Annotated in this window: 14 protein-coding genes, 2 tRNA genes and 3 rRNA genes; 8 read left to right on the forward strand and 11 right to left on the reverse strand. The window is 49.2% G+C overall.

Features of this window, described 5'->3' with window-relative positions:
- Nucleotides 1-194: 194 nt before the first annotated feature.
- From rrf to ACXX82_RS01195, 5 genes are all read right to left on the reverse strand, one after another.
- Nucleotides 195-307: ribosomal RNA gene (gene rrf, locus ACXX82_RS01175) — 5S ribosomal RNA — on the reverse strand.
- 178 nt (nucleotides 308-485) lie between these two features.
- Nucleotides 486-3,368, reverse strand: a 23S ribosomal RNA gene (locus tag ACXX82_RS01180).
- Between the two features lie 358 nt (nucleotides 3,369-3,726).
- A tRNA-Ala gene (locus ACXX82_RS01185) sits at nucleotides 3,727-3,802 on the reverse strand.
- A gap of 21 nt (nucleotides 3,803-3,823) precedes the next feature.
- Nucleotides 3,824-3,900: transfer RNA gene (locus ACXX82_RS01190), tRNA-Ile, on the reverse strand.
- Between the two features lie 89 nt (nucleotides 3,901-3,989).
- Nucleotides 3,990-5,522, reverse strand: a 16S ribosomal RNA gene (locus ACXX82_RS01195).
- The 16S, 23S and 5S rRNA genes sit together here with 2 tRNA genes alongside, the layout of an rRNA operon.
- A gap of 914 nt (nucleotides 5,523-6,436) precedes the next feature.
- Here ACXX82_RS01195 and pgm point away from each other — a divergent pair.
- Together pgm and ACXX82_RS01205 are read left to right on the forward strand one after the other, a co-directional pair.
- Nucleotides 6,437-8,104, forward strand: a complete 1,668-nt coding sequence (gene pgm, locus ACXX82_RS01200; RefSeq protein ID WP_458562209.1) for a phosphoglucomutase (alpha-D-glucose-1,6-bisphosphate-dependent) — start codon at nucleotides 6,437-6,439, stop codon at nucleotides 8,102-8,104.
- 86 nt (nucleotides 8,105-8,190) lie between these two features.
- A complete protein-coding gene (locus ACXX82_RS01205; RefSeq protein WP_458562210.1) occupies nucleotides 8,191-9,366 on the forward strand; it encodes an extracellular catalytic domain type 1 short-chain-length polyhydroxyalkanoate depolymerase in 1,176 nt (391 codons plus the stop codon).
- Between the two features lie 46 nt (nucleotides 9,367-9,412).
- Here the strand turns inward: ACXX82_RS01205 and ACXX82_RS01210 are convergent, their stop codons facing one another.
- Nucleotides 9,413-10,102 carry a GntR family transcriptional regulator gene (locus tag ACXX82_RS01210; RefSeq protein WP_322240702.1) on the reverse strand — a complete coding sequence of 230 codons (690 nt, stop codon included), beginning with the start codon at nucleotides 10,100-10,102 and terminating at the stop codon, nucleotides 9,413-9,415.
- A 249-nt stretch (nucleotides 10,103-10,351) separates the two neighbouring features.
- A complete protein-coding gene (locus ACXX82_RS01215; RefSeq protein ID WP_458562211.1) occupies nucleotides 10,352-11,707 on the reverse strand; it encodes a C4-dicarboxylate transporter DctA in 1,356 nt (451 codons plus the stop codon).
- Between the two features lie 172 nt (nucleotides 11,708-11,879).
- Here ACXX82_RS01215 and ACXX82_RS01220 point away from each other — a divergent pair, with 172 nt between their 5' ends.
- The 4 genes from ACXX82_RS01220 to ACXX82_RS01235 all read left to right on the forward strand — a co-directional run bounded on the left by ACXX82_RS01220 (nucleotide 11,880) and on the right by ACXX82_RS01235 (nucleotide 19,892).
- The gene (locus ACXX82_RS01220) at nucleotides 11,880-13,148 is read left to right on the forward strand and encodes an allantoate amidohydrolase (RefSeq protein ID WP_458562212.1); all 1,269 of its coding nucleotides are present in this window, start codon (nucleotides 11,880-11,882) and stop codon (nucleotides 13,146-13,148) included.
- A 119-nt stretch (nucleotides 13,149-13,267) separates the two neighbouring features.
- Nucleotides 13,268-14,902 carry an HAL/PAL/TAL family ammonia-lyase gene (locus tag ACXX82_RS01225; protein WP_458562213.1) on the forward strand — a complete coding sequence of 545 codons (1,635 nt, stop codon included), beginning with the start codon at nucleotides 13,268-13,270 and terminating at the stop codon, nucleotides 14,900-14,902.
- A 275-nt stretch (nucleotides 14,903-15,177) separates the two neighbouring features.
- Complete coding sequence (locus ACXX82_RS01230) at nucleotides 15,178-19,224, forward strand: Pls/PosA family non-ribosomal peptide synthetase (protein ID WP_458562214.1); 4,047 nt, start codon at nucleotides 15,178-15,180, stop codon at nucleotides 19,222-19,224.
- A 23-nt stretch (nucleotides 19,225-19,247) separates the two neighbouring features.
- Complete coding sequence (locus tag ACXX82_RS01235; RefSeq protein WP_322239267.1) at nucleotides 19,248-19,892, forward strand: 4'-phosphopantetheinyl transferase family protein; 645 nt, start codon at nucleotides 19,248-19,250, stop codon at nucleotides 19,890-19,892.
- Nucleotides 19,893-19,937: 45 nt separating this feature from the next.
- On the opposite strand, the gene arfB is transcribed toward ACXX82_RS01235, so the two are convergent.
- Nucleotides 19,938-20,375: an alternative ribosome rescue aminoacyl-tRNA hydrolase ArfB gene (gene arfB / locus ACXX82_RS01240; protein WP_322239269.1), complete on the reverse strand. Its 438-nt coding sequence runs from the start codon at nucleotides 20,373-20,375 to the stop codon at nucleotides 19,938-19,940.
- Nucleotides 20,376-20,464: 89 nt separating this feature from the next.
- Here arfB and ACXX82_RS01245 point away from each other — a divergent pair, with 89 nt between their 5' ends.
- On the forward strand, nucleotides 20,465-21,064 hold the full coding sequence (locus ACXX82_RS01245; protein ID WP_458562215.1) for a YceI family protein: 600 nt from the start codon (nucleotides 20,465-20,467) through the stop codon (nucleotides 21,062-21,064).
- Between the two features lie 98 nt (nucleotides 21,065-21,162).
- Here the strand turns inward: ACXX82_RS01245 and ACXX82_RS01250 are convergent, their stop codons facing one another.
- Entirely contained in the window at nucleotides 21,163-22,305 is a 1,143-nt protein-coding gene (locus ACXX82_RS01250; protein WP_322239273.1) for an SLC13 family permease, read from the reverse strand.
- A gap of 308 nt (nucleotides 22,306-22,613) precedes the next feature.
- A complete protein-coding gene (locus ACXX82_RS01255) occupies nucleotides 22,614-23,021 on the reverse strand; it encodes a sll1863 family stress response protein (protein ID WP_458562216.1) in 408 nt (135 codons plus the stop codon).
- 673 nt (nucleotides 23,022-23,694) lie between these two features.
- Between ACXX82_RS01255 and fnr the strand changes: the two genes are divergently transcribed.
- Entirely contained in the window at nucleotides 23,695-24,396 is a 702-nt protein-coding gene (gene fnr / locus ACXX82_RS01260) for a fumarate/nitrate reduction transcriptional regulator Fnr (protein ID WP_458563942.1), read from the forward strand.
- A gap of 213 nt (nucleotides 24,397-24,609) precedes the next feature.
- Here fnr and ACXX82_RS01265 read toward each other — a convergent pair whose 3' ends face one another.
- The gene (locus tag ACXX82_RS01265; protein ID WP_458562217.1) at nucleotides 24,610-26,166 is read right to left on the reverse strand and encodes a CYTH and CHAD domain-containing protein; all 1,557 of its coding nucleotides are present in this window, start codon (nucleotides 26,164-26,166) and stop codon (nucleotides 24,610-24,612) included.
- Nucleotides 26,167-26,272 lie beyond the last annotated feature (106 nt).

The raw sequence follows: 26,272 nt of genomic DNA on the forward strand, positions 1-26,272 counted from the left end.
GTGTTGGGTGTTGGGTGTTGGGTGTTGGGTGTTGGGTGTTGGGTGTTGGGTGTTGGGTGTTGGGTGTTGGGTGTTGGGTGTTGGGTGTTGGGTGTTGGGTGTTGGGTGTTGGGTGTTGGGTGTTGTCATTGCATAAATCGTTTCTGCAAAGCAAAAACCCTCCCCGATTACTCGGAGAGGGTTTTCTAATAAGAGCCTGACGATGACCTACTTTCACACTGGTTGCAGCACTATCATCGGCGCAAAGTCGTTTCACGGTCCTGTTCGGGATGGGAAGGGGTGGTACCAACTCGCTATGGTCATCAGGCATAAACTGTAGTGTCGTGTGTTCCCAATGGGGCAACAAACAACGCAATCTAGAAGAAGTAAAGTTTTGTATTACTGCAGTGCAGTGACAAGGGTGTGTCACCGCACTGCTGGGTATGATTGCACTTTTCAGGCAAACACATATCTCATTAGCTTAATCTATAACCTGCTAAGGTTATAGGGACAAGCCTCACGGGCAATTAGTACTGGTTAGCTTAACGTATTACTACGCTTCCACACCCAGCCTATCAACGTCCTGGTCTCGAACGACCCTTTAGGGGAATCTAGTTCCCGGGAAATATCATCTCAAGGCAAGTTTCCCGCTTAGATGCTTTCAGCGGTTATCTCTTCCGAACTTAGCTACCCGGCAATGCCACTGGCGTGACAACCGGTACACCAGAGGTTCGTCCACTCCGGTCCTCTCGTACTAGGAGCAGCCCCCTTCAAATTTCCAACGCCCACGGCAGATAGGGACCAAACTGTCTCACGACGTTTTAAACCCAGCTCACGTACCACTTTAAATGGCGAACAGCCATACCCTTGGGACCGGCTACAGCCCCAGGATGTGATGAGCCGACATCGAGGTGCCAAACTCCCCCGTCGATATGAACTCTTGGGAGGAATCAGCCTGTTATCCCCAGAGTACCTTTTATCCGTTGAGCGATGGCCCTTCCATACAGAACCACCGGATCACTATGTCCTACTTTCGTACCTGCTCGACTTGTCAGTCTCGCAGTTAAGCACGCTTATGCCATTGCACTAACAGCACGATGTCCGACCGTACCTAGCGTACCTTCGAACTCCTCCGTTACACTTTGGGAGGAGACCGCCCCAGTCAAACTGCCTACCATGCACTGTCCCCGATCCGGATAACGGACCAAGGTTAGAATCTCAAACAAACCAGGGTGGTATTTCAAGGTTGGCTCCACGCAAACTAGCGTTCACGCTTCAAAGCCTCCCACCTATCCTACACAGATTGGTTCAAAATTCAATGCAAAGCTACAGTAAAGGTTCATGGGGTCTTTCCGTCTAGCCGCGGGTAGATTGCATCATCACAAACATTTCAACTTCGCTGAGTCTCGGGAGGAGACAGTGTGGCCATCGTTACTCCATTCGTGCAGGTCGGAACTTACCCGACAAGGAATTTCGCTACCTTAGGACCGTTATAGTTACGGCCGCCGTTTACTGGGACTTCAATCAAGAGCTTGCACCCCATCATTTAATCTTCCAGCACCGGGCAGGAGTCACACCATATACGTCCACTTTCGTGTTTGCATAGTGCTGTGTTTTTATTAAACAGTCGCAGCCACCTTTTTATTGCAGCCCTTTCACCCTTCTGGCGCGAGCCAGTCAAGCTACCGGGGCGTACCTTATCCCGAAGTTACGGTACAAATTTGCCGAGTTCCTTCTCCCGAGTTCTCTCAAGCGCCTTAGAATACTCATCTCGCCCACCTGTGTCGGTTTGCGGTACGGTCTCGTGTGACTGAAGCTTAGAGGCTTTTCTTGGAACCACTTCCGATTGCTTCATGAATAAATTCACTCGTCTCAACCCCTTGAATTACGCTGCCGGATTTGCCTAACAGCCTTCTCTGAGCCAAAAACCGACTATTCCAACAGTCGGACAACCTTCCGCGATCCGTCCCCCCATCGCATCACACGACGGTGCAGGAATATTAACCTGCTTCCCATCAGCTACGCATCTCTGCCTCGCCTTAGGGGCCGACTCACCCTGCTCCGATGAACGTTGAACAGGAAACCTTGGGCTTACGGCGTGGAGGCTTTTCACCCCCATTATCGCTACTCATGTCAGCATTCGCACTTCTGATACCTCCAGCATCCTTTACAAGACACCTTCGCAGGCTTACAGAACGCTCTCCTACCATATGACCTATAAATAGGTACATATCCGCAGCTTCGGTGACTGGCTTAGCCCCGTTACATCTTCCGCGCAGGACGACTCGATCAGTGAGCTATTACGCTTTCTTTAAAGGATGGCTGCTTCTAAGCCAACCTCCTGACTGTTTTAGCCTTCCCACTTCGTTTGCCACTTAGCCAATCTTTGGGACCTTAGCTGGCGGTCTGGGTTGTTTCCCTCTTGACGTCGGACGTTAGCACCCGGCGTCTGTCTCCCAAGCTCGCACTCATCGGTATTCGGAGTTTGCAATGGGTTGGTAATTCGCAATGAACCCCTAGCCATAACAGTGCTCTACCCCCGATGGTGATACTTGAGGCACTACCTAAATAGTTTTCGGAGAGAACCAGCTATTTCCAAGTTTGTTTAGCCTTTCACCCCTACCCACAGCTCATCCCCTAATTTTTCAACATTAGTGGGTTCGGACCTCCAGTGCGTGTTACCGCACCTTCATCCTGGCCATGAGTAGATCACTTGGTTTCGGGTCTACACCCAGCGACTGAACGCCCTATTCGGACTCGATTTCTCTACGCCTTCCCTATACGGTTAAGCTTGCCACTGAATGTAAGTCGCTGACCCATTATACAAAAGGTACGCAGTCACGGAACAAGTCCGCTCCTACTGTTTGTATGCACACGGTTTCAGGATCTATTTCACTCCCCTTCCGGGGTTCTTTTCGCCTTTCCCTCACGGTACTGGTTCACTATCGGTCGATTACGAGTATTTAGCCTTGGAGGATGGTCCCCCCATGTTCAGACAGGATTACACGTGTCCCGCCCTACTTGTCGCACACTTAGTTCCACACCACCGATTTCATGTAAGGGGCTATCACCCTCTATGGCCACTATTTCCAGAGTGTTCCATTATCGCTGATGCTAAATCGTGCAGGCTGTTCCCATTTCGCTCGCCACTACTCTGGGAATCTCGGTTGATTTCTTTTCCTGTAGCTACTTAGATGTTTCAGTTCGCCACGTTCGCCTTGCATACCTATGTATTCAGTATGCAATACCCATAAAGGGTGGGTTTCCCCATTCGGAAATCTGCGGATCAAAGCCTGTTTGCTGGCTCCCCGCAGCTTATCGCAAGCTACTACGTCCTTCATCGCCTGTAATCGCCAAGGCATCCACCATGTGCACTTATTCACTTGTCCCTATAACGTTAGCCTCTGATCGCGTTCACGACCAAAAACCGGTTATAGGATATTACTTATGAGTATTACTTTAGCGTTTGCCGTATCCAAAGTGTTATCGCATTTGCATACTTACGTATGCTCTTTTGAGAACTCTTTAATACTTTTTGATTTGATACAATCATACCCATCCACACTACTGTCGTAGCGCAGACGAATCTTTACTTCTTCTAAATTGTTAAAGAACAAACAGCCAATGATCTTAAAAAGATCAAACCTAAATCGCTTTATTTCACGCTACTACCCCGCGCAAATACTGACTTAGGTTTGATTTTTTACGCTTACTTTATGCACCAGGCGGTGTGCCCAGCAAAGTAAATGGTGGAGGCTAACGGGATCGAACCGATGACCCCCTGCTTGCAAAGCAGGTGCTCTCCCAGCTGAGCTAAGCCCCCCTTAAATCGTACCTCTATAACTGGTGGGTCTGGTTGGGCTCGAACCAACGACCCCCGCGTTATCAACACGGTGCTCTAACCAACTGAGCTACAGACCCGTCCTGATTAGCACGTTCCTAATATGACTGTTCTTCTTCTAACTAACACACCGATAAGTGTGGACGCTTAATGTCCGGGCAAACTCTAGAAAGGAGGTGATCCAGCCGCACCTTCCGATACGGCTACCTTGTTACGACTTCACCCCAGTCACGAATCCCACCGTGGTAAGCGCCCTCCTTGCGGTTAGGCTACCTACTTCTGGTGAAACCCGCTCCCATGGTGTGACGGGCGGTGTGTACAAGACCCGGGAACGTATTCACCGCGACATGCTGATCCGCGATTACTAGCGATTCCAACTTCATGTAGTCGAGTTGCAGACTACAATCCGGACTACGATACACTTTCTGGGATTAGCTCCCCCTCGCGGGTTGGCGGCCCTCTGTATGTACCATTGTATGACGTGTGAAGCCCTACCCATAAGGGCCATGAGGACTTGACGTCATCCCCACCTTCCTCCGGTTTGTCACCGGCAGTCTCATTAGAGTGCCCTTTCGTAGCAACTAATGACAAGGGTTGCGCTCGTTGCGGGACTTAACCCAACATCTCACGACACGAGCTGACGACAGCCATGCAGCACCTGTGTACTGGTTCTCTTTCAAGCACTCCCTGATCTCTCAAGGATTCCAGCCATGTCAAGGGTAGGTAAGGTTTTTCGCGTTGCATCGAATTAATCCACATCATCCACCGCTTGTGCGGGTCCCCGTCAATTCCTTTGAGTTTTAATCTTGCGACCGTACTCCCCAGGCGGTCTACTTCACGCGTTAGCTGCGTTACCAAGTCAATTAAGACCCGACAACTAGTAGACATCGTTTAGGGCGTGGACTACCAGGGTATCTAATCCTGTTTGCTCCCCACGCTTTCGTGCATGAGCGTCAGTGTTATCCCAGGGGGCTGCCTTCGCCATCGGTATTCCTCCACATCTCTACGCATTTCACTGCTACACGTGGAATTCTACCCCCCTCTGACACACTCTAGCCTTCCAGTCACAAATGCCATTCCCAGGTTAAGCCCGGGGATTTCACACCTGTCTTAAAAAACCGCCTGCGCACGCTTTACGCCCAGTAATTCCGATTAACGCTTGCACCCTACGTATTACCGCGGCTGCTGGCACGTAGTTAGCCGGTGCTTATTCTTCAGGTACCGTCATTAGCCCCAGGTATTAACCAAGACCGTTTCTTCCCTGACAAAAGAGCTTTACAACCCGAAGGCCTTCTTCACTCACGCGGCATTGCTGGATCAGGCTTGCGCCCATTGTCCAAAATTCCCCACTGCTGCCTCCCGTAGGAGTCTGGGCCGTGTCTCAGTCCCAGTGTGGCTGGTCGTCCTCTCAGACCAGCTACTGATCGAAGCCTTGGTGAGCCTTTACCTCACCAACTAGCTAATCAGATATCGGCCGCTCTGATAACGAGAGGTTCTTGCGAAGCCCCCTCTTTCCCCCGTAGGGCGTATGCGGTATTAGCTAATCTTTCGACTAGTTGTCCCCCATTACCAGGCACGTTCCGATATATTACTCACCCGTTCGCCACTCGTCAGCGGAGCAAGCTCCCTGTTACCGTTCGACTTGCATGTGTAAGGCATGCCGCCAGCGTTCAATCTGAGCCAGGATCAAACTCTTCAGTTTAATCTCTGTTTTGTGGCATTGCTGCCTAGCATCGCTGCTATCGCTCACTCAAAATACTGACAGGCTATCTCCCCAATTTGACTCAGGCAAATATCCTATTTTCTTCTTTTGTGAACATTTAATGTTTTAAGTTATACGCAAACCACCGAAGTAGTTCACGCTGCACTTTCATTAAACGCCCACACTTATCGGCTGTTAATTGTTAAAGAACTGTCTCTGTTTGGCGTCACACCCAACCTTACGCTCGGTGTTCGCAGCGCTGACAAAGCGTTTTGTTTGTCAGCAGCAGAGAGATGAGATTATGTGGCACTTCGAACTTTTCGTCAACTTCTTTTTAAATCATTTTAGAAACAATTTAAAACCAAATCAACTCACAACTACCGCTCAAAACACCCCACTTTACAACCTCGTTTCCGCCTCCAATTTCGCCCTTCGCACCGCTTGCGCCGTACTCAGTATTTCGCGTCGTTTTCAACAGAGGCCGAACTATAGCAACACATCTCAACACTGGCAAGCAATTTTATAAACAATTTTAAACATTTTTTAAGTCATCAAATAAATTGTTAATTAATCAAAATAAGGCACTCAGCAGGCTTGACTCTTTTCGACCACTTAGATCAAGAAAATCGTGGCGTGGCGGCAATCGCTAGAACTAGCCTCCAGCTTCCCTCTTGAACTGTACCTGATATGAAGTGGTCTACTTCCTAAGCCCTATTTGTCCGAACAGATCGGATAAAGCCCGCAAATTCATATTTAACGGCGAAAACGAGCGCATTATCAAAACACCATCAACAGCTGACTAAGATTCCGTATGCAGAGTCGGCTGGGAAAGCACACCGTCTTATAGTAGCTAATTGGCAACCAGCAACAGCAACGAAAATCGTAAAAGTACCCAACTTCTACAGGAGAGCGCCATGAATATAAGCCCAATGGCTGGCAAACTAGCCTCGCCCGACACGCTCGTTAATATTCCAAGACTCATCACTGCGTACTACAGCAATCGCCCCGATCCGCATGATGTTACACAACAGGTCACATTCGGCACTTCCGGACACCGGGGTTCATCGCTTCAAAATACATTTAATGAGTGGCATGTACTCGCCATCACGCAAGCCATTTGTCAGTATCGCAAACAACACAATATTACCGGCCCGCTATTTCTTGGAGTAGATACCCATGCGCTTTCTGCTCCCGCTGCGGCTAGCGCACTCGAGGTATTGGCGGCAAACGGCGTGAATGTCATGCTTGCCGAAAACGACGAGTACACGCCAACGCCGGCAATTTCTCACGCGATCCTGACTTATAACCGAGGTCGCACAGCAGGCCTGGCTGATGGCATAGTCGTCACTCCGTCCCACAATCCTCCTGATAACGGTGGCTTCAAATACAATCCACCGAATGGTGGACCGGCGGATACCAACATTACTAAGGGGATACAGGCGCTCGCGAATGACTTTATGAAAGATGGTCTGCTGAGCGTAAGGCGGTTGTCTTTTGAAAAAGCGTTGCTCGCGCCCACTACCCATCGCCACGATTACCTGGGTAACTATATTGCCGACTTGGGCAATGTCATCGATATGGAAGTAATACGTGGTGCTGACATTCGGCTGGGTGTCGACCCCCTCGGGGGCGCTGGCGTCCATTATTGGGCCAGAATTGCTGAACATTACCACATCAATTTGACGGTGATTAGTGCAACGGTTGATCCTACCTTCAGTTTTATGACCCGCGATTGGGATGGCAAAATCCGTATGGACCCATCGTCTCCCTATGCAATGCAGCGTCTAATAGATATCAAGGATCAGTTTGACGTCGCATTTGCCTGCGACACTGACCATGATCGCCATGGAATTGTTACACGCACGCATGGTTTGATGCCGCCAAATCACTATCTTACTGTCTCAATAGACTACCTGTTCCGCCATCGCCCTCAATGGCGGCAAGACACCGGTGTGGGGAAAACGGTTGTTAGTAGCCAAATGATTGATCGTGTATGCAATAGATTAGGGAGAAATCTGTACGAGGTACCGGTCGGGTTTAAATGGTTTGTCGATGGCCTTTTCGATGGCTCTCTCGGTTTTGGAGGCGAGGAAAGCGCTGGCGCTTCCTTCTTGCGCCGCGACGGTACTGTTTGGACAACGGATAAGGATGGTCTCACACCTGCATTATTAGCAGCCGAAATGACAGCACGCAACGGCAAAAACCCGGCACAAGTTTATCAAAAGCTTACCGAAGAATTAGGAACGCCCGTTTCCGACAGGGTCGAAGCGCCTGCAACAACCCCTCAGAAAGCCACGCTTGCGGCACTTTCTCCACAACAAATACACTCGACAGAATTGGCTGGTGAGAAAATCACCAGCATTCTTACCCAAGCGCCAGGAAATAATGCCTCCATAGGCGGCCTAAAAGTTTGTACAGAAAATGGCTGGTTTGCAGCACGCCCTTCGGGCACTGAGGAGATTTACAAAATTTACGCGGAAAGTTTTCGAGGCGATGCACATTTGCAGCAAATCGTCGAAGAAGCACAGACTATTGTCGATACGGCCCTGCGTACCGAATCAGGAAAAACAACGGCTAGCTAACTATCAGCAGACCATAATTACATAGGAATTGCAGAGGCTTAGTAAATCCCATTACACTAAAAGCTCTTTTATTTGGTCAAGCTCATATGCTAAAAGCCCTTAGTCGATTGTGGTTGCGAAGCATTAAAAAAATTAGCAAATCGCAACAAAGCCAACATAAAAAATTGGTTAAAACGTTCCTCGCGCCTCCCGCGCCGGCAAAACGTAAATCGACTAAATCAACGGCTAAGAAGGCCACCCCACTTGCCAAGCGATCCATAAGATCGACGTCCGCTGGTAAATCCACCTCTAAAGCGCCCACAAGCCCGGCACTGCCCGGGCGCTGGCTGCCTTTTTATTATTTATCAACGAAAGACAGTGCTGCGATAACGCGCCGCCGCATGCAATATTGGCTTTATTTACCGGCCAGCGCCAGCGCTATTGGGGCCGAACTTCCTCTAGTTGTCATGCTCCACGGCTGCAATCAAAATGTAGACGACTTCGTACGCGGCACAAGAATGAACGAATTGGCCGAGAAGCAAGGATTTGCTGTCTTATATCCACAGCAATCCTATAGTTCACACATGAAACGCTGCTGGAATTGGTATAACAGAGAGACGCAGGCAGGAGGCGGCGATGCCAAACGTATTGCTGCGATCATTAATATTGTCGCAGACAAACACCCAATTGACACAACGCGCATCTATATAGCGGGTTTATCAGCCGGCGCTACGATGGCTTCTATTGTGGCGCTTAATTATCCACATTTGATTACCGCCGTGGGCATACACTCGGGAACCGTTTTTGGCGTAGGGCACTCTATTATCGGTGCCTATGGCGTGATGCAACGGGGGGCACTCAAAAGCGCGACTGACATTATCGACACTATTAGTCAAAAATACCTTTTATTCCCGACGATGCCGGTCATGTTAATTCACGGCCTGCAAGACAATGTTGTCCGCCCCATTAACGCATTGCAATTAACCCAACAATTTAAAGCGTTGAATAAGATAGCAGAAGACAGTAAAGTCGTCGTCACTGCCAAGACGGGAAGCGCTGCCAACAGCCGAAATCCACACAAACCCTACACCATCCAAGAATACTACCAAGCAGGCAAATGTCTGATCCAAGTCTATGAGATTTCTACTCTCGGCCATGCGTGGAGCGGTGGAGACTGCTCACTACGATACAACGCATGCGAAGGCCCGGACGCTACCCAACTGTTATGGGATTTTTTTAAAAAACAACGTCGAATTGCCGTCCAAAAACCTGTTGAGGTCTAACCATTTAGACAAACAATTGATATCAACATTGCTCTTTACGAATACCTTAAGCCAGGAGCGCCTTCACAAAATCCTTTTTATCGCTTGCCGGTTGCCTTTCAAACTGGAGCGCAGACTCAACATGGTGGAGATGATGCCGCATCAATAGGACCGCTTTTTCCGTGTCTCCCGCTTTTGCGGCAGCTATAAAAGCCAGATGCTCATCCGATGAACAGACGGCGTCCCGTGTTGATTGGTATAGCATCGTTATCAACGAACTCCGGCCTGCCAACTTCACCAGAATATCGGTCAATACCTGATTGCCTACCGTCTTCGCCAACAATATGTGAAAGTCACTCAATAGCTTGGAACGCGTTTGCGGATTCTCTTTTGATAATGCATCGCGTTCCAACTCCAGATGGCGATCGATTTCTAAATAATCATCGATTCCCGCCTTCGCCACAAATTCTCGTACCAGCGCTTCCTCCAGAATTCGCCGCACAAAAAATAGTTGGCGCGCCTCTTCTTCGGTGGGTTGGCTGACAAATGCCCCCTTGTCCGGTATCAAATCAATTAATTTATCTTTTGCCAGCATCACCAAGGCCGCACGAATCTTGGTGCGGCTGACTGAATACAGACGCGCAAGTGCTTCTTCACGCAATTTAGTTCCTGGCGGCAGTCGCTGCTCCGCGATCGCCATTGCAATGTCGGCCGCGATGTCGTCCGAACTATCGGAAATGACTGGGCTCAAGGGCATGTTCATATTATTACTGACCTTAAAAGCGCTAAAGTTATCTAAAGGCAGAAATTGTACTTGGAAAACCTATTTTTAAAACTTCTATTCTAAATGAGAAATACTGTCCGTCGAGATCGCACCACAACCATTCGACGGACACGCATATTTAATCACAAGAGCAAAACACCATTTACATTGATGCCGGCATCAATGATTAACGCCCTTTTTTGCAGCTCTACTTAAGCCCTACAAAAATGAGCAGCGGATTGTTTAATGCCCGGCCTGCAAATTCAAATCAGTGGCCGGCCGCACATCCTGACGCAAATTTTCGCGATTTTTTTGCTCGTCATATGCCTTAATCGCGGCAACGTCACCATTCAACACAGCATGCGCACGTGTTCTATCAATATCTTTCTCCCATACCGCCACGACCACGGTTGCCACACAGTTGCCAAGTAAATTGCCAAGCGCGCGAGCGATACCCATGAACCAGTCAACCGACAGTACCAGCACCAAACCAACCACCGGAATAGCAGGAATCGCAGACAATGTCGCCGCCAGAATCACAATCGCCGAGCCGGGAACGCCATGCGCACCTTTCGAGGTGATCAACGCAACCGCCAGAATCGCTAATAAGTCGGTAGTCGCTAAGGGAGTGTTGGTCGCCTGAGCAATAAAAACAGCAGCAAGCGTCAGATAAATCGAGAACGCATCTAAATTAAATGAATAGCCAGTCGGAATCACCAAGCCCACGGTCGAATCTTTAATGCCCATATATTCAAGCTTTTTCATGATCTGTGGCAACACGGCATCCGACGATGCCGTTGCCAACACTACCATCAACTCTTCGCGCAAATATTTAATAAGTTTAAAAATACTGAATCCGGTAAGTCGCAGGATCGACCCTAAAATGGCAAATACGAATAAAACGACCGACGCATAAAATAGCGCCACCAAATAACCTAATTGCTGAAGAGAGCTGACGCCGTATTTGCCGACAGTAAAAGCAATCGCACCAAATACTCCCAAAGGCGCGAGCTTGATGATGAATGACATGCATTTAAAAAATGCCGCCGACATACTGTGGACGATCGTCACGATCGGTGCGGCTTTCTCGCCGATCAACGATAACGCGCAACCAAAAATGATAGAGAAAAGCAAAACTTGCAACACATCACCTGATGTAAAAGCGCTGACAACCGTATCAGGGATAATTTTCATCGCAAAATTACCGAAGCCGGTTCCCCTCACCTTGTTGGCCGTTGCCACATAATTCGACAGCGAACTGGCATCCAGAGCGCCAACATCGATATTCATTCCAGCGCCTGGGTGAAACACGAACGCTAGCAACAATCCCAAAGCCAAGGCAATGGCTGTCACCACCTCAAAATAAATCAGTGCCTTTAAACCAACCCGACCAACTTTTTTCAGCTCGCCTGCGCCATAAATGCCTTGCACCACGACACAGAACACAATCATAGGAATGATCATCTTGACCAGCTTGATGAAACCATCCCCAAGCGGTTTCATACTTTCGCCAAACTTGGGATACAACACTCCCACGATAATGCCCAAAATCAAGCCGATAACGACCTGTCCAAAAAGTGATTTATACAAGCGCTGCATGTTTGTCTCCTAGTAACTAGAAATATTAATTTTGACATCAAGATCTTGCCACAATCGCAAAACTAAAAGTGCTGAGATGGTGACTGCCCTACACGCAATATAGTGCATACTTTTTTTGTATGCAATAAATGAATTCAAGAGTAATATCCAAAAATACCAAAAGGAGACAGGCATGGAATTAAATCCAACACCAAATCAAGTGGCCCATTCGATGGATGAAAATTGCGGCAATCAAATAATGCAATGGTCTGAGGACTTAGCGCGGCACACCGAAGTAGAAGGCATGTTGACCCGCACCTACCTGACGTCAGCGCATCACTCCGCAGCTGCGCAATTAGCCGAATGGATGTGCGCGGCAGGAATGCAGGTCCGGCGCGATATGGCGGGTAATGTCATTGGCCGCTATGAAGCCATCACCGCGGATGCACCCGCTCTCGTCACAGGATCACATTTTGACTCGGTCAGAAACGGCGGCAAATATGACGGTAATCTCGGGATTTTGTTACCCATTGCCTGCATTCAGCAATGGCATAAAGCAGGAAAACGCTTCCCGTTCGCGCTTGAAGTCATCGGATTCGCTGAAGAGGAAGGCGTCCGCTTTAAGGCCACCTTGCTCGGCAGTCGTGCAGCAGCTGGCACCTTCGATATGGCGGTACTCGATAATCTCGATGATGCTGGACTAAGCATGCGCGAAGTCATGGCGGCCTCCGGTTTTCATGCGGTCGGTTTGGCCAAAGCGGCTTATGCCCCGGAATCAGTGCTGGCCTTTGTCGAAGTCCACATTGAGCAAGGACCGATATTGCTTAACGAGCAATTGCCGGTTGGCGTCGTCACCGCCATTTCCGGTGCTTCTCGTTTCATGGTGGAAATCGACGGACTAGCTGGGCATGCCGGGACCGTGCCGATGGAAATGCGCCGCGATGCAGCGATGGCTGCGGCCGAAATAGGGTTATTGATAGAACGAAGGTGTCAGGGCACGCCGGGATTGGTTGGCACGGTTGGTATGTTTAATGTACCAAACGGCGCTGCTAACGTCGTTCCCGGCAAGGCACTCTTTTCCATTGATATTCGTGCCGGTGACGATACGATCCGGCAAGCTGCCGTTGCAGATGTACGCGCTGAGATTGAACGGATCGGGCATCGTCGCAACGTTACCATCAAGACCCGCCAAACCCATGACGCCGTCAGTGTTCCCTGCGCGCCGTGGTTACAACAACAATTGGCAAAGGCTATTGCGTCCAGCAATTTGCCAGTGCGCCACCTTCCCTCTGGTGCCGGTCATGACGCCATGGCGATGGCTGCAATTACTGATGTCGCGATGTTGTTTGTCCGCTGTGGTAACGGTGGCATTAGCCATCACCCTGATGAAATCATGACTGCTGAAGATGCTGCACTGGCAGCGCAAGTATTCACACATTTTGTCGAACAATTTAAAAAATAACGATGAATCTGACGCCGCAACACGGATCTGTGATCAGTCAAGCTTCCGGCTTATTAAAGCACGGCAAAAGTTAAGACATCTCCAAGACAAAAAATTTAACCCAGGAATTGGAAAGAAAAATGACGAACACCACCACTCTCACCATCGACGGTTTCACCCTCACCGCGGCGCAAGTCGTCAGCGTGGCGCGTGCGCCGCATCTGCCTGTGACGCTGGCGCAGTCTTCCCGCACGGCATTAAAAGAAAGTCGCGACTTTATTGAGGCGACCTGGATGCACGATGATGCGCCCATGATGTATAGCTTCAACACCGGCGTCGGTTTGCTCAAAGACACCCGTATCAAGGTGGAACATATCGCCTTGTTTCAGACCCAGTTGATCAAGGCCCATTGCGCCGGGATCGGCGAACCGTTCTCGGAAGAAGTCAGCCGCGCCACGATGTTGCTGCGCGCCAACGCTTTTGCGAGTAATTATTCGGCCCCGCGGGTTGAAGTGGTGGATCGTCTGCTGGCTTTTCTGAACGCCGGTATTCACCCGATCATGCCGCAAAAAGGATCGGTCGGCGCGTCCGGCGATCTGGCACCGCTATCGTATCTGGCGGCGGCCATTGCCGGTTTCGATGAAGCCGAAGTCATGTATCAGGGCCTGCGCATGCGCGCACCGCAAGCCATTACCGCAGCGGGTATCGCGCCGGTCAAATTTGATTTGCAAGCCAAGGATGCGTCGGCGCTCATTAATGGTTGCACCGCTTCGCTGGCTGTTGCCGTATTGGTGGCCCACGATGCCCGTCATCTCTTAACCGATGCCTGCCTGTCATTAGGCCTGACATTGGAAGCAATGCGGGCCGAAATGGCCGCCTTTGATCCACGCATTCAGCAGGCACGTCCCCATGCCGGTCAAATCAAAACGGCAGCGGTCGTGCGCAAATTACTCAAAGGTTCAACCCGCACCACGCATGAAGCCCGCGCCGTACAGTTTCCCGAAGAATCCCGCCGCACTGACATTCCGTACACGGCGCGGATTCAGGATGTCTACTCACTGCGTTGTGCACCGCAAGTGTACGGACCGGTGTTCGATGCGCTCGATTACATCGATAACATCGTCGACAAGGAAATCAATTCGGCCACCGATAATCCCTTGATATTCGGCAAAGAAGGTGGCGGCTTTGAAATCATTTCCGGCGGCAATTTCCATGGCCAATATCTGGCGCAGGCGATGGATTTGATGGCGATGGTGATGACGGATTTGGGTAGTATTTGCGAACGTCGCGTCGCCCGCCTGATCGATCCGACCTTGTCATGGGGCTTGCCGCGCAATCTGATGAGCGGCGTGCGTGGCGTTAATACCGGCTATCCGGTGGTGCAATGCTCGTTGAGTTCGTTGGTGATGGAAAACCGCACCTTGTGTATGCCCGGCAGCGTTGATAGTATTCCGGCCAAAGGCAACAGCGAAGACCACGTTTCCAACTCGACCTGGTGCGCCCGCAAGGCCGCGACAGTCGTGGCAAACACGCAATATATTATCGGCGTTGAAATGTTGTTAGCCGCACAAGCCCTGACGATGACCGAAACGTTGCTTCCAGACTTTGTATTGGGCCAAGGCACGCAAGCCGCCTACGAGGAAATCCGCCGCCAGATTCCGGCCTGCCTGGACGGTGACCGCTGGTTCCATGACGATATTCTGATGGCGCAGTCGTTTGTGGTCACCGGATCGGTACGTAATGCCGTGGTGGAGAAAATTGGGGCGTTTGTGTAAATATTTTTAAAAATGGATCTATTCAACATGCATACCCACTCGGCCAGCAATGGCCACGTGGGTATTATTTTGCGACAAATTACGCCAACCGACCGGAGTTATCGCCACCACCCCATACAGGCGTCAACTTCTGATAGGTCGCACTCAGTCTGATTTAACCGTTGTTTATCAATTGTTGTTGCTGAATTGATGAAAAGGCTGCGATATTTCTTAAGCGACGATGTTACGAGATTGCGCCCGTGTTAACATCTTTGCTTTGATCCGCACCACCCTTCATGACCTCATCCTCGCTCGCTCGCATCGTTGAAATAGTAGCCGTTGTTCATCCTGACATTCTACTTGGCCCCATTCAGCCAGAACTCATACGCAACGAAGTTCTCGCAGATCTTCTGGAGGACACCGCACGGCGGTCGCCTGACCAGATCGCGTTAATTTTTGCAGACCGATGCGTCACTTATAAAGAACTCAATCAGGCCGCCGACCGCGCCGCTTCCGCACTCATTGACGCAGGTGTAAAACCGGGCCAAATCGTAGGCTTATGGCTTCCACGTGGAATTGATTTGCTCATCATGCAAGCCGCCATAGCCAAAGCCGGTGCAGCATGGCTACCATTAGATGCTGACACCCCAGTTGAACGTATTGCAGTCTGCCTCGAAGATGCCAGCGCACCGGGTATAGTTACCTGCGCTTTGTTTTCATCACGGCTTGAGAACCTTGGTCGCCACCTCTGGACGATAGAAAATCTGCTTACGCCGCTGGAAACGCCGCTTCAAAGTCGTACTGGCTTGTTAAGCACCCATCCGGCTTATGTCATTTATACATCCGGATCAACCGGCAAGCCCAAGGGTATCGAAATCACCCAAGGCGGCATCTGCCACTTTCTGCGTAGCGAAAATGCGGTACTGGGCGTGCGCGGGTCAGATCGCGTTTACCAAGGATTTTCTGTCGCTTTCGACATGTCTTTTGAAGAAATCTGGATCAGCTATCTGGTTGGTGCGACGCTATGGATCGCGCCAAAAGAACTCGCCTCCGATCCAGAGGCATTACCGCTGGCATTGGCCGCAAACGGCGTGACCGTATTGCACGCTGTGCCCACTTTGCTGGCATTGTTTAATCAAGATATCCCAAGCCTGCGCCTGATCAATCTGGGTGGAGAAATGTGTCCGGAGGCTTTGGTCAATCGATGGGCTAAACCAGGACTACAAATATTTAATACCTATGGACCGACCGAGGCAACCGTCTCTGCCAGTTTAGCGGCATTACGTGCCAACGAACCGGTGACAATTGGTTCACCTTTGCCAAACTACGGCATGCTAATCATTCATCCCGCGACTGAAAATGGTCTGACGTTGATGCCGCGTGGCGATACCGGCGAACTGTGTATCACCGGCCCTGGCGTCGCCGCTGGTTATCTCGGCCGCCCTGACCTGACCGCAGAAAAATTCTTAGTCAATCCGTGGTCATCCGGCGCACATGATGGCCGCCTGTATCGTACCGGCGATCTGGCACGGATCGACACTGACGGACGCGTTCAATGTTTGGGCCGCACCGACGATCAAGTGAAGATTCGCGGCTTTCGCGTCGAATTAGGCGAAATCGAAGAAGTATTGGCGCGACAACCCGGCGTCGGGACAGTCGCGGTCATATTGCGCAATGATGACGGTATCGATCAACTGATCGCTTTCATTGTTCCAGAAAATGGTGCAACGATTGCTACTGGCACACTGCGCGCAGCGCTCGGGAAACTTCTGCCGCCGTACATGGTGCCGGGATTTTTTGAGTTGATGAGCGAGATGCCACGACTGACATCGGGCAAAATTGACCGAAAAGCCCTCAAAATACGTCCACTTACGGTCAGCCCCGTCGGGACAGCAAGCGTTGGCTCGGACACAGCAGAAACAGTAGCCGAAGAAGCGTTATTCGCCGCATTGATCAAATTATTCCCCGGTCAACCTATTCGTCGTGATGCCGACTTCTTTAGCGATCTTGGTGGTCATTCACTCTTTGCCGCGCGACTTGCTTCCGCATTGCGAACCGATCCTCGCTTTGCCCACGTCACCGTACGCGACATCTACATGAATCGCGTGATTGGTCGCATCGCCGCAGCTTTATCAGAAGTGCCCGAAATCCCAGTTGCAGTCGATACCACCTGGATCGCTCCATCGTCGTTGAAACGTTGGTTCTGTGGAGCCGCCCAAGCCGCAGCTGTGCCATGGTTAGTGGCAATGCGGATGATGCAATGGCTCGCACCATTTTTTACGTATCACTTCTTTACCGGTGATCCTGGAGATTCAATTCCACGTGCAATTGTCATGTCGGTCGGCGTATTTTTACTGGCAACGTTTTTTGAATTCGGCATAGCTATTGCTGCCAAGTGGTTAATTCTAGGACGCCTTAAACCCGGGCGCTACCCGCTGTGGGGATTAACCTATTATCGCTGGTGGCTGACTGATCGTCTGATTGAGGCAGCGCCGACCTATTTGCTTAGCGGCTCATCGATTTACACATGGTGGTTGCGCGCACTCGGCGCGCGGATTGGCTCGGAGGTGTTAATTGGTTCAATTATGTTACGCGTACATGATTTGCTCATCATTGAAGACGGCGCAACGATAGGCAATGCTGTCAATTTTGAAAATGCACGTGTAGAGCACGGTGAATTGCGCATAGGGCAGATTGCGATTGGTCGAGAAGCCAACGTTGGTTCTTACGTCGTCATGGAGGGAAACACGACTATTGGAGAATTCGGCCATCTGGAAGGACAGTCCGCGCTAAGCGATGGTCAGTCCGTCCCGGCGAACCGGATTTGGGGTGGTTCACCGGCGCGAGATATGGGCGCTTTCGACAAACGCTCTAACTCACCACGACCACCCGTAACCCGTAAGCGTCAAGTTGGCGAATCGATATTCTTTTTATTAGGCGCATTACTGATCACCACGCTGTTCTTCATGCCGGTTTTTCCTAGTTTTATTCTGATCGACTGGCTTGATAACTATGACCGCTTCCCATGGTTACAAAGTAATCAGTTAACCTTCCAGCTAACAAAATATTTTGTGATGGCCTTCCCTGCGACAGCGGTGTTGATTATCTGTACGGCGTTACTTTCGGCTGGCATTCGCTGGAGTATTTTGCCGCGACTCAAAGCCGGTAGCTGGCCGGTGCGGAGCAATAAATATTGCAGCAAATGGCTGGTGAACCAGATTCAGGAGTCCAGCCTGAGTGTTCTGCACGGCGTATACGCGACCATTTACGCACCGTTCTGGTATCGTCTGCTCGGTGCCAAGGTCGGTCGTGGCGCTGAAATTTCGACTGCGCTGGGCGTTGTGCCGGATATGCTGACTTTGGGCGAAGAAACGTTTATTGCCGACGCCGTTCTGCTTGGAGATGAGCAAATCGACGGCGGCTGGATGCGGATGCAGCCAACTGTCATTTCACGCCGTAGTTTTGTCGGTAATGGTGCCTATATTCCCGACGGCACCACTTTGCCAGAAAACGTCCTGATTGGCGTTCACTCGCGCGCACCCGCCAACGACAAAATGCACAACGGCGACGTCTGGTTAGGATCGCCGCCGATTAACCTTCCAGCGCGTGAGCAAGTCAGCGGATTTCCTGAGCATTTAACATTCCGACCATCCAAGCGCCGCCGCCTTGGTCGCGGTTTAGTAGAAGCCTTCCGTATCGTCTCACCACACGCAATCGTGATTGCCGTCGGTTATACATTGGTATTAAACCTGATGCCGCTAGCCGGTGCAGGACTTTGGGGCGAAGTAATCTGGTTACTGACGTTATCAGGGCTGATGTACGGCGTCGGGACGTTTATTTGGATCGTCTGTATCAAATGGTTATTATTAAAGCGTTATCATAAATGCAGCGTCCCAATGTGGACCCCTTTTGTATGGCTATCTGAAGGCGTAACCAATCTGTATGAGGGAATCGCTGTCCCGAACTTACTCAATTACCTGCGCGGAACCCCTTGGCTACCGCTGGCGTTCAACCTGCTGGGATGTAAAATTGGACGCGGCGTGTATCTCAACACCACTGACATTACCGAATTTGACTGCGTCACCATTGGTGACTACAGCGAACTCAACGCTTTGGCTTGTCCACAAACCCATTTGTTCGAAGACCGCGTCATGAAGATCGATCACGTCACCATCGGAAACCGCGTCTATATGGGGCCTCGGAGCGCAGTTCTGTACAGCGCGGTGGTCGGTGATAACGCCAAGCTGGGCGCGCTGACACTTGTTATGAAGGGCGAGCAAATACCTGCTGGCACCAGTTGGCGTGGTTGTCCTGCCGCACCGGAGTTAAAGGGATCGAAATGAACGTCATTTGCGCGCTCTGAATCATGCTAGCGTATCAATCAGGGCAACCAATCTCCGTCACTCCCTGGCCGCTAGCGGCTCCTCATATCCAGCAAGTGCGCGCTATGAGGGCTGTCGGTGGTGGCGAGCTAAAACCGTTGATTCTCGCCATCAGTATCATTACACCGCAAACAACAAACCGTGATAGCGCCCGGAAGCTAGTCCGTGCGGCGCTGCGTGAAACACTCGGTATTTTGCTTGATATGTCACCGCAATCGGTGCCCTTGATTTCTGAACCCGGTCACCCCATCCGATTAGCTTTACCTCATCAGCAGATTGGACTGTCGATAACCCATGAAGCTGGTTTTTCACTCGCAGCCATCAACTTGTATGGCAAAATCGGTATCGATACGATGCGAACCGACAGCATTTCTGATTGGCAACAGGTAGCCCAAGACTATCTCGGAAGCACTATTTATAACCGTATTTTGAGCAAGCCCGAAAACCAGCGTGCGATTGCATTTGCGGAACAGTGGACGCGATATGAAGCGAGTCTTAAATGTCTCTGTTTAGGTATTACAGAGTGGGATTTAAGGTTAGATAAAGCATTACGCCAATGCGCCGTAAATTCGCTGATGTTGCCAAATGGCATGGTCGGCACTATCGCCACATTGCCCGCCAAACCTTAATTTTTGTTGTCTCATTTTAGCTTGGCTTGACGTTCGGCTCAAACCCTACAAAATCACTTTGCCGCGCATCGCCTTGTCTTTGCCCCGCCGGGTTTTTCCTTCAACACGTTTAAGCTGCGAAGAATAACTCGGTTTCGTAGGGCGACGACGCTTCTGTACCACGGTCACACCTAATACCAGCGCACGTAGTCGCTCTAGCGCATCCACCTTATTCTGTTCCTGACTGCGTGATTGTTGCGCCTTCAGAATCACCACGCCATCCTTGGTAATGCGCTGATCTTGCAGCGCCAGCAGTTTTTCTTTATAAATAACAGGAAGTGACGATGCGTTTATATCAAAACGCAAATGGATAGCGGACGACACCTTATTCACGTTTTGACCTCCCGGCCCTTGTGCGCGCACGCCGGTCATCTCAACTTCTGCAAGAGGAATGCTAAGGCCTTCGGCGATAACCAGCAAATTTTGATCGTTAGGAGGGAACATTTGGCCTATTATAAAGCGGCAATTTCGAAGAACCTAATACCACCAGAAAACACCAAGGTTGAAGGCCGTTAACCTAGAGGGAAGTCCTGATGCGCGCCAAAGTTATCAAAGTAAAAAATGGGTTAATCATTCTGATCGCCCTCGCTTTTAGCGCAAGTGCTGGTTCAAGCTCGGGTGCGACGGAGCGCTTCACAATTGATTCCGACCATACGTTTTCGTCATTCGAATATAGCCATTGGGGCTTATCGATGCAGCGCAATCGGTTTGATCGTACCAGCGGCTACATTGCGTTTGATCAGGCTGCAGGAACCGGTGAAATCATGATCGAGATTGAAGCAGCATCTGTTAATACCGGTACCGAGTTATTTAATAAAGCACTACGTGCCAGCGAATTTTTTGATGCCGAAAAATATCCAAAAATACTATTTACCTCTTCGCAGTTACTATTTGACGGAGACAATCTCAAGCAGGTCCAGGGCGATCTAACTATTAAAGATGTCACCCATAACGTGACGCTGGAAATAACCAATTTCAATTGTCGCTTTATGTTGCTGTACGGAAAGCGGGCTTGCGGTGCGAATGGCTTCGTCAAAATTCTCCGAAGTAATTACCACTTGGGACGTTTTGTACCTTTTGTCAGCGATGCGGTCACGCTGCATATCGTAGTGGAAGCGATCAAGGATTATTGATGCTTGCCACGCTTCATTCTCATGATCGAGTAATCAAACAAGAAGTCATCCAAGTAAATCCGCGTTACAGCTATTTGGGTAAAAAAAAATACTCTCTTCTAAAGAAATAACCAGACATACACCAACGCAGCAACAACTAAAAGAAACGGAATCGAGTAAACATGAAAGGTGATCCACGCCTTTTTGTCCGGTGTCATACGCAGCGCAATAATATTAGCGAGTGAACCCAACATAAAACCAAATCCGCCGACGTTAACGCCGAAAGCGATCAATCGCCAGTCGCCACTATATTCCGCAAGCAAAATCGCAGCGGGGACATTACTGATGAATTGCGACGCCACGATACCGGCAAGATAGAGTCGTTGCGATTCGGCAAGACCGACACTCTCCACCAACGCATGAACTATCGGCAACTGCGCTACCAGTCGTAAATCGACAAACATTAAAATGAATACCAACAGCAATGCCCAGTCGATCCGCGCCACCACGTTGCGCTGCGCAAATAAAAAGATCGCCAATACCATTAACAAAGCGGGGGCGGCATAATGCCTGTCCGTCATGATTAAAAACGGCACATACATAGCCAGCGATATGAGAAGCAATTTTTTATTGATCGGGGTCATCGCAGCATCCTCCTCAACCATCAGTTTTAAACCGGGAAATGCAACTACGGTCAATAAAACCAGCGGAATCATAAAAATGCATACCATCGGTAACATCGCGATCACATAATCCTGAAAAGAGAGATGTGAAAGCTGCCAGAGGAAAAGATTTTGTGGATTTCCAATGGGTGTCAGCGCAGAACCCGCATTGGCCGCCAGCGCTTCAAAAATAATCAGGCGGGTTATCGGCAATTTGATCGTGGTGCGCAAACTGAGTGTCAACGGGACCATGACGAACAGTCCTACGTCGTTGGTCAACAGCATCGACAAAAATGCGGTGGCGAGCACCAGAAAAACAGCAAGGGCGCGCTCAGTTGGCATCAATACCGTTAAATGCCTGCCCAAGCGCGACAGATAGCCGCTTAATTCAACACCCTTGGTTAACGCCAGCAAACCGGTCAATGTCGCAATCGTGGGCCAATCGACCAAATGCGGATACTGCTGAATTTTTTCGGGAGCAATAGCCGACAAAATCAGCAAAATGACGAATAAAATTAGAAAAAAATAATCTTTACGTAGTGTTTCAAATAAAGTTGCAAATAAGGATGAAGTTGTCGATAGTTTAATAATATTTGTCATTGTTGGTCGAGTAAACACTTTGTAAATCGGTGTAAAGTTTGCGAATTCCGGGCGACTAGCCGACGGTGAACGAACCGTTTAAGGCGTTTTCATCAACGCCCTCTAATCGTTGTGCCTACACAGAATACTGCTTCAACGCAATTATATCGATACACGCTCAGTGAGCGTGAAAAAGCAGGAGCACCGCACGTAGATCTTTGCTTTAGTGTATTTGAAAAGCGCAGCAGTACTAGTGGAAACAATCATTTCCACGCTGTAAGTGCGTAATTGCAGATTGGATCGCTTGACGGCGGGAAGATAGATTTGTATTAACGCGACATTCCATCAACTGCTGAGCGCAATTTATTTATGGAAGCATCCAGGTCGGTTTTTAATTCTTCCCAGGCATTCAGTCCACTATTTTTCAAATCCATGCTTTTTTTATCAAGATCATTCAGATCTCTTTGAAAGCCTTGAATAGTCGGCTCCATACGCAGTCTCGCAACTCGACCTGACTTCTTGGCCTTAGCATTAAGACTATCAATTTTGATTTTTAAGTCGGCAATTTGCTGGCGCACCGCTTTTAAATAGGTATCCCGTTGTACTTCTACACCATATATTTTTTGTCGCGTATCGGGCGACTCTGCGAACGTGTTTTCGTAAAAACACAAAGGTAATAAAGCCCAGAGCAATAAAACACCAATATTCGATTTAGCTACTTTGATGGTGCGTTTCATGTACATTCCCCGGTAGGCCCATCACATGGGCGTGATTTGAGCGTCTTATTGGAACGTCTTATCAGTGATCCTATAAGGGAGCCGTGATAACAGGTTAATAAATAAAACCGGTATGACACGTCAATAAATAGCAGGAATAGTTGACGCCAGATAAGTCCTGCAATTTCACTTGTTAACGAAAGCTCTCCATTCAGCCTATCCTCTATTTTCGTACTTTCAAGAAAATTCTATTCAGTATCGAAGCCACGGGTTGTACCTGTGTCTATTGAGCTCAAACCTCAACAAGTGGCATATCTGCTGACTGGCCCACAATATCGAGAACGGCTTACATAATTGGACGAATTGTTGAAATATCCTTGGAAGATCAATACTGGCTAAAAAGCGATACGATCAACAAAAAATTAACACACCTAAAAATCTGTGATCCCCATGACTGCAATAAGCTCCAAAATTGACTTGCAGAACAGTTAATTGCGATTACAATTGTAATCATAAAGACAACATTAATAACTGATCCACATCAAAATTTATCGTCAACAAATCAGAAAATCAACGCCTTAGTGGCGATTCTGGTTTAGAAATATCGCATCCCGTCCGCGTCTTTTTATTTTTAAAGGGATCAGTCACGATGGTTAATACAGTCCCATTTCTCTCCCCACATCCGACACACGTCATGAACGTAAAGACGCATTGCGGGAACTGCAATTTGCGCGACCTATGCCTTCCAATCGGACTCACCGAGGCCGAACTTGATCGATTGGATCAAATTGTTAAACATAGACGGCGCATTACGCGCGATAGTGCGCTCTATCGGATGAACGAACCATTCGTCAATCTGTATGCTATTCGTGTCGGGCATTTCAAGACATATCAAGTTAATGCCAACGGAGCTCACCATATTTCCGGATTTCAAATGACCGGTGAATTACTAGGGATGGAGGCCATCAGCTCATATCGGCATCAATGTAACGCAGTGGCGCTGGAGGATAGTGAAGTCTGTGAAGTGCCGTTTTCGGACTTGGAAAATCTCTTGAAAGATGTCCCGATCATGCTGCATTATTTTCATCGCATGATGAGCCATGAGATTGCACAAGATCATAACGCCATGCTGCAATTAGGGAATCTTCGCGCAGAGCAACGGTTTGGGGCTTTTTTGCTCAATCTTTCGACCCGATATAAAAATCGCGGCTATTCAGCTACGAATTTTCAATTACGGATGTCTCGAGAAGAAATTGCCAACTACTTAGGACTGACTAACGAAACTATTAGTCGGTTGCTTTCTCATTTTAAAAAAATGGGATGGTTGAAGGTCAACAACCGCGAAATTACATTATTAGACGTTCCCGCTTTGCTGATGTTAGTAGAGGGAAAGTAACCAAGCTGTGAAAAAGTCACCACCCAAGAGCGAAAGTCCAAAAAAGAGTAGCGCCAATCTACTCAGCAGATAAAAATATCAGGCGGTAGTAATGCCTTACGTCAACCAAGCTGTGAAACATCTGCCGTTACTGTCGCTGTCTCTTAACCTTTTCGCTATTCCTGCAACATTAATGGATCACAACATCAAATCGGGCCTACCAATTTGTTACGTTTAAAAAGGCGACTTTACCTGCTTAATTTTTTTCCATTGCTTATTGAGTTTTTTAAGATTGATTTCGTTATGCGCTGAGACATAATCGCGCACGTATCCAGAAACATCGGCCAGTCTTGGCTTACCCGCTGTACATTGCTGTAATAAACCATCAGCTACACGCGCATCGTTTAATTCGCCTAACGTATCTTGCAGCACGCTAAGGGCGGCAAGATACGTTTTGATTTTTTTTGCAGAATATAACGAAGAAAAGAACGCTAATCCATAGCGCATTTTTTTTGCCGCAATCCGTAATTTGTGACGCTCTGTCGCATCGATGGCACTTAGCCCCTTTCCGCGCTGACGTAGTTTCTTTTGATATCTACGCAACTGCGCAGTGGCGAAAGGGCGCAACGGTGCATTAGCACGTTCCAGTAGCGAGGTGGCAGTGTCCGACTTTTTCCCTAACTGCTGATTTGCATCATGGATACATGCGCCCAAGATCAATATAAGACGTGCATACCGGCTAGAGTTGAGAACTTTGACAGCATTACTTCTGCTCTTCTTCGCAAAGTCAGCGGCTTTTTTCTGTAACGGCATAACGGTCCGCGGTCCGTTGAAACCGAATGTCGCGGCGGCCAGTGTAGGACCAGCAAACACTTCCCAGTCACGTGCACTTCCTAAGTGTCTACCCAACCACTTGCACTCCTCCAGTAAAAACTCCGGTTCTGCTAACTGGTCTCTAAAAATCACGAGCGCTGAGCGCAGGCGGCGCACGCCAACCCGCATTTGATGTACGCTCTCGGCATCGGTCCCGTATTTAATGCCAGCTTCGTTACCTTGAATTTGCTCCAGACAATGGGCAAGAATTATCTGAAAACCCTCTCCTATCGTCTTTTTAGCTGATAATGCAAGAGCGCTTGCCGTTGTTATCGCCGGTGGTTGCGGTGCATACAATCCGTAACCACGCTCAGCCTTACTAATATTACCGACGCTTAGTGCTATCGTCTCTTGCAGCGCTAATGCTAAGGCAAATAAATTTCCTGCCTTCCCCGATTTAAGTTCCAGTTCAATTTCACTAATCGGGATACTAATAACGCCGTCGCCATGACTAGAGACAATCTGGCCCTGATCGAGAGCCAACTCTACTTCGTCACCTTCGGGCAAACGCAACATCCAGATACGCCGCTGAAACCGCGTAGTGAATACAGGGGCGAGTTGCTGCATCAACTGTGGTCGACCCAACAGCTTGAACCATCTGGATCGGGGTTTCAACAGTGCCTGAATTGCCGGCAGGTCAGGCCTGAGATCCGTGACTTCGGACTCCCATTCGTTGCGCTGATGCAAGCCACTGTCGACCTGACCGCCCGCTTTCAATGTCTGGATTAATTTGCCATCAACTTCCCTCACCCGAAATCCTGCCCGATGGCGCATTAGATAACAATCCGGCGCATCGAAGTAGGTGCTGACAAGTTGTTGTTGGTAAGGTTTGGCGATCGCCAGTTGCTTTAACAAAGGATGCCGTCTAAAAGCGCTAACCGCACTTGGGGCAATAAGGAGTTTTAATTCTATTTCCATCACAATCTCTGGATGTGGCGCCGCTTTGTTTTATTAATGGCCATGCGGAGTGTTGGCTTACCGAATATCAATCTAATCAAATTCAACGGCACAAAAGCATAAAAGT

The organism is Glaciimonas sp. GNP009 (genome assembly GCF_054343755.1).

What these genes read in the sequence shown, in the direction of transcription:
- pgm (WP_458562209.1), top strand. Translation starts at nt 6,437, where the DNA reads ATGAATATAAGCCCAATGGCTGGCAAACTAGCCTCGCCCGACACGCTC.
- ACXX82_RS01205 (WP_458562210.1), top strand. Translation starts at nt 8,191, where the DNA reads ATGCTAAAAGCCCTTAGTCGATTGTGGTTGCGAAGCATTAAAAAAATT.
- ACXX82_RS01210 (WP_322240702.1), bottom strand. Translation starts at nt 10,102, where the DNA reads ATGCCCTTGAGCCCAGTCATTTCCGATAGTTCGGACGACATCGCGGCC.
- ACXX82_RS01215 (WP_458562211.1), bottom strand. Translation starts at nt 11,707, where the DNA reads ATGCAGCGCTTGTATAAATCACTTTTTGGACAGGTCGTTATCGGCTTG.
- ACXX82_RS01220 (WP_458562212.1), top strand. Translation starts at nt 11,880, where the DNA reads ATGGAATTAAATCCAACACCAAATCAAGTGGCCCATTCGATGGATGAA.
- ACXX82_RS01225 (WP_458562213.1), top strand. Translation starts at nt 13,268, where the DNA reads ATGACGAACACCACCACTCTCACCATCGACGGTTTCACCCTCACCGCG.
- ACXX82_RS01230 (WP_458562214.1), top strand. Translation starts at nt 15,178, where the DNA reads ATGACCTCATCCTCGCTCGCTCGCATCGTTGAAATAGTAGCCGTTGTT.
- ACXX82_RS01235 (WP_322239267.1), top strand. Translation starts at nt 19,248, where the DNA reads ATGCTAGCGTATCAATCAGGGCAACCAATCTCCGTCACTCCCTGGCCG.
- arfB (WP_322239269.1), bottom strand. Translation starts at nt 20,375, where the DNA reads ATGTTCCCTCCTAACGATCAAAATTTGCTGGTTATCGCCGAAGGCCTT.
- ACXX82_RS01245 (WP_458562215.1), top strand. Translation starts at nt 20,465, where the DNA reads ATGCGCGCCAAAGTTATCAAAGTAAAAAATGGGTTAATCATTCTGATC.
- ACXX82_RS01250 (WP_322239273.1), bottom strand. Translation starts at nt 22,305, where the DNA reads ATGACAAATATTATTAAACTATCGACAACTTCATCCTTATTTGCAACT.
- ACXX82_RS01255 (WP_458562216.1), bottom strand. Translation starts at nt 23,021, where the DNA reads ATGAAACGCACCATCAAAGTAGCTAAATCGAATATTGGTGTTTTATTG.
- fnr (WP_458563942.1), top strand. Translation starts at nt 23,695, where the DNA reads ATGAACGTAAAGACGCATTGCGGGAACTGCAATTTGCGCGACCTATGC.
- ACXX82_RS01265 (WP_458562217.1), bottom strand. Translation starts at nt 26,166, where the DNA reads ATGGAAATAGAATTAAAACTCCTTATTGCCCCAAGTGCGGTTAGCGCT.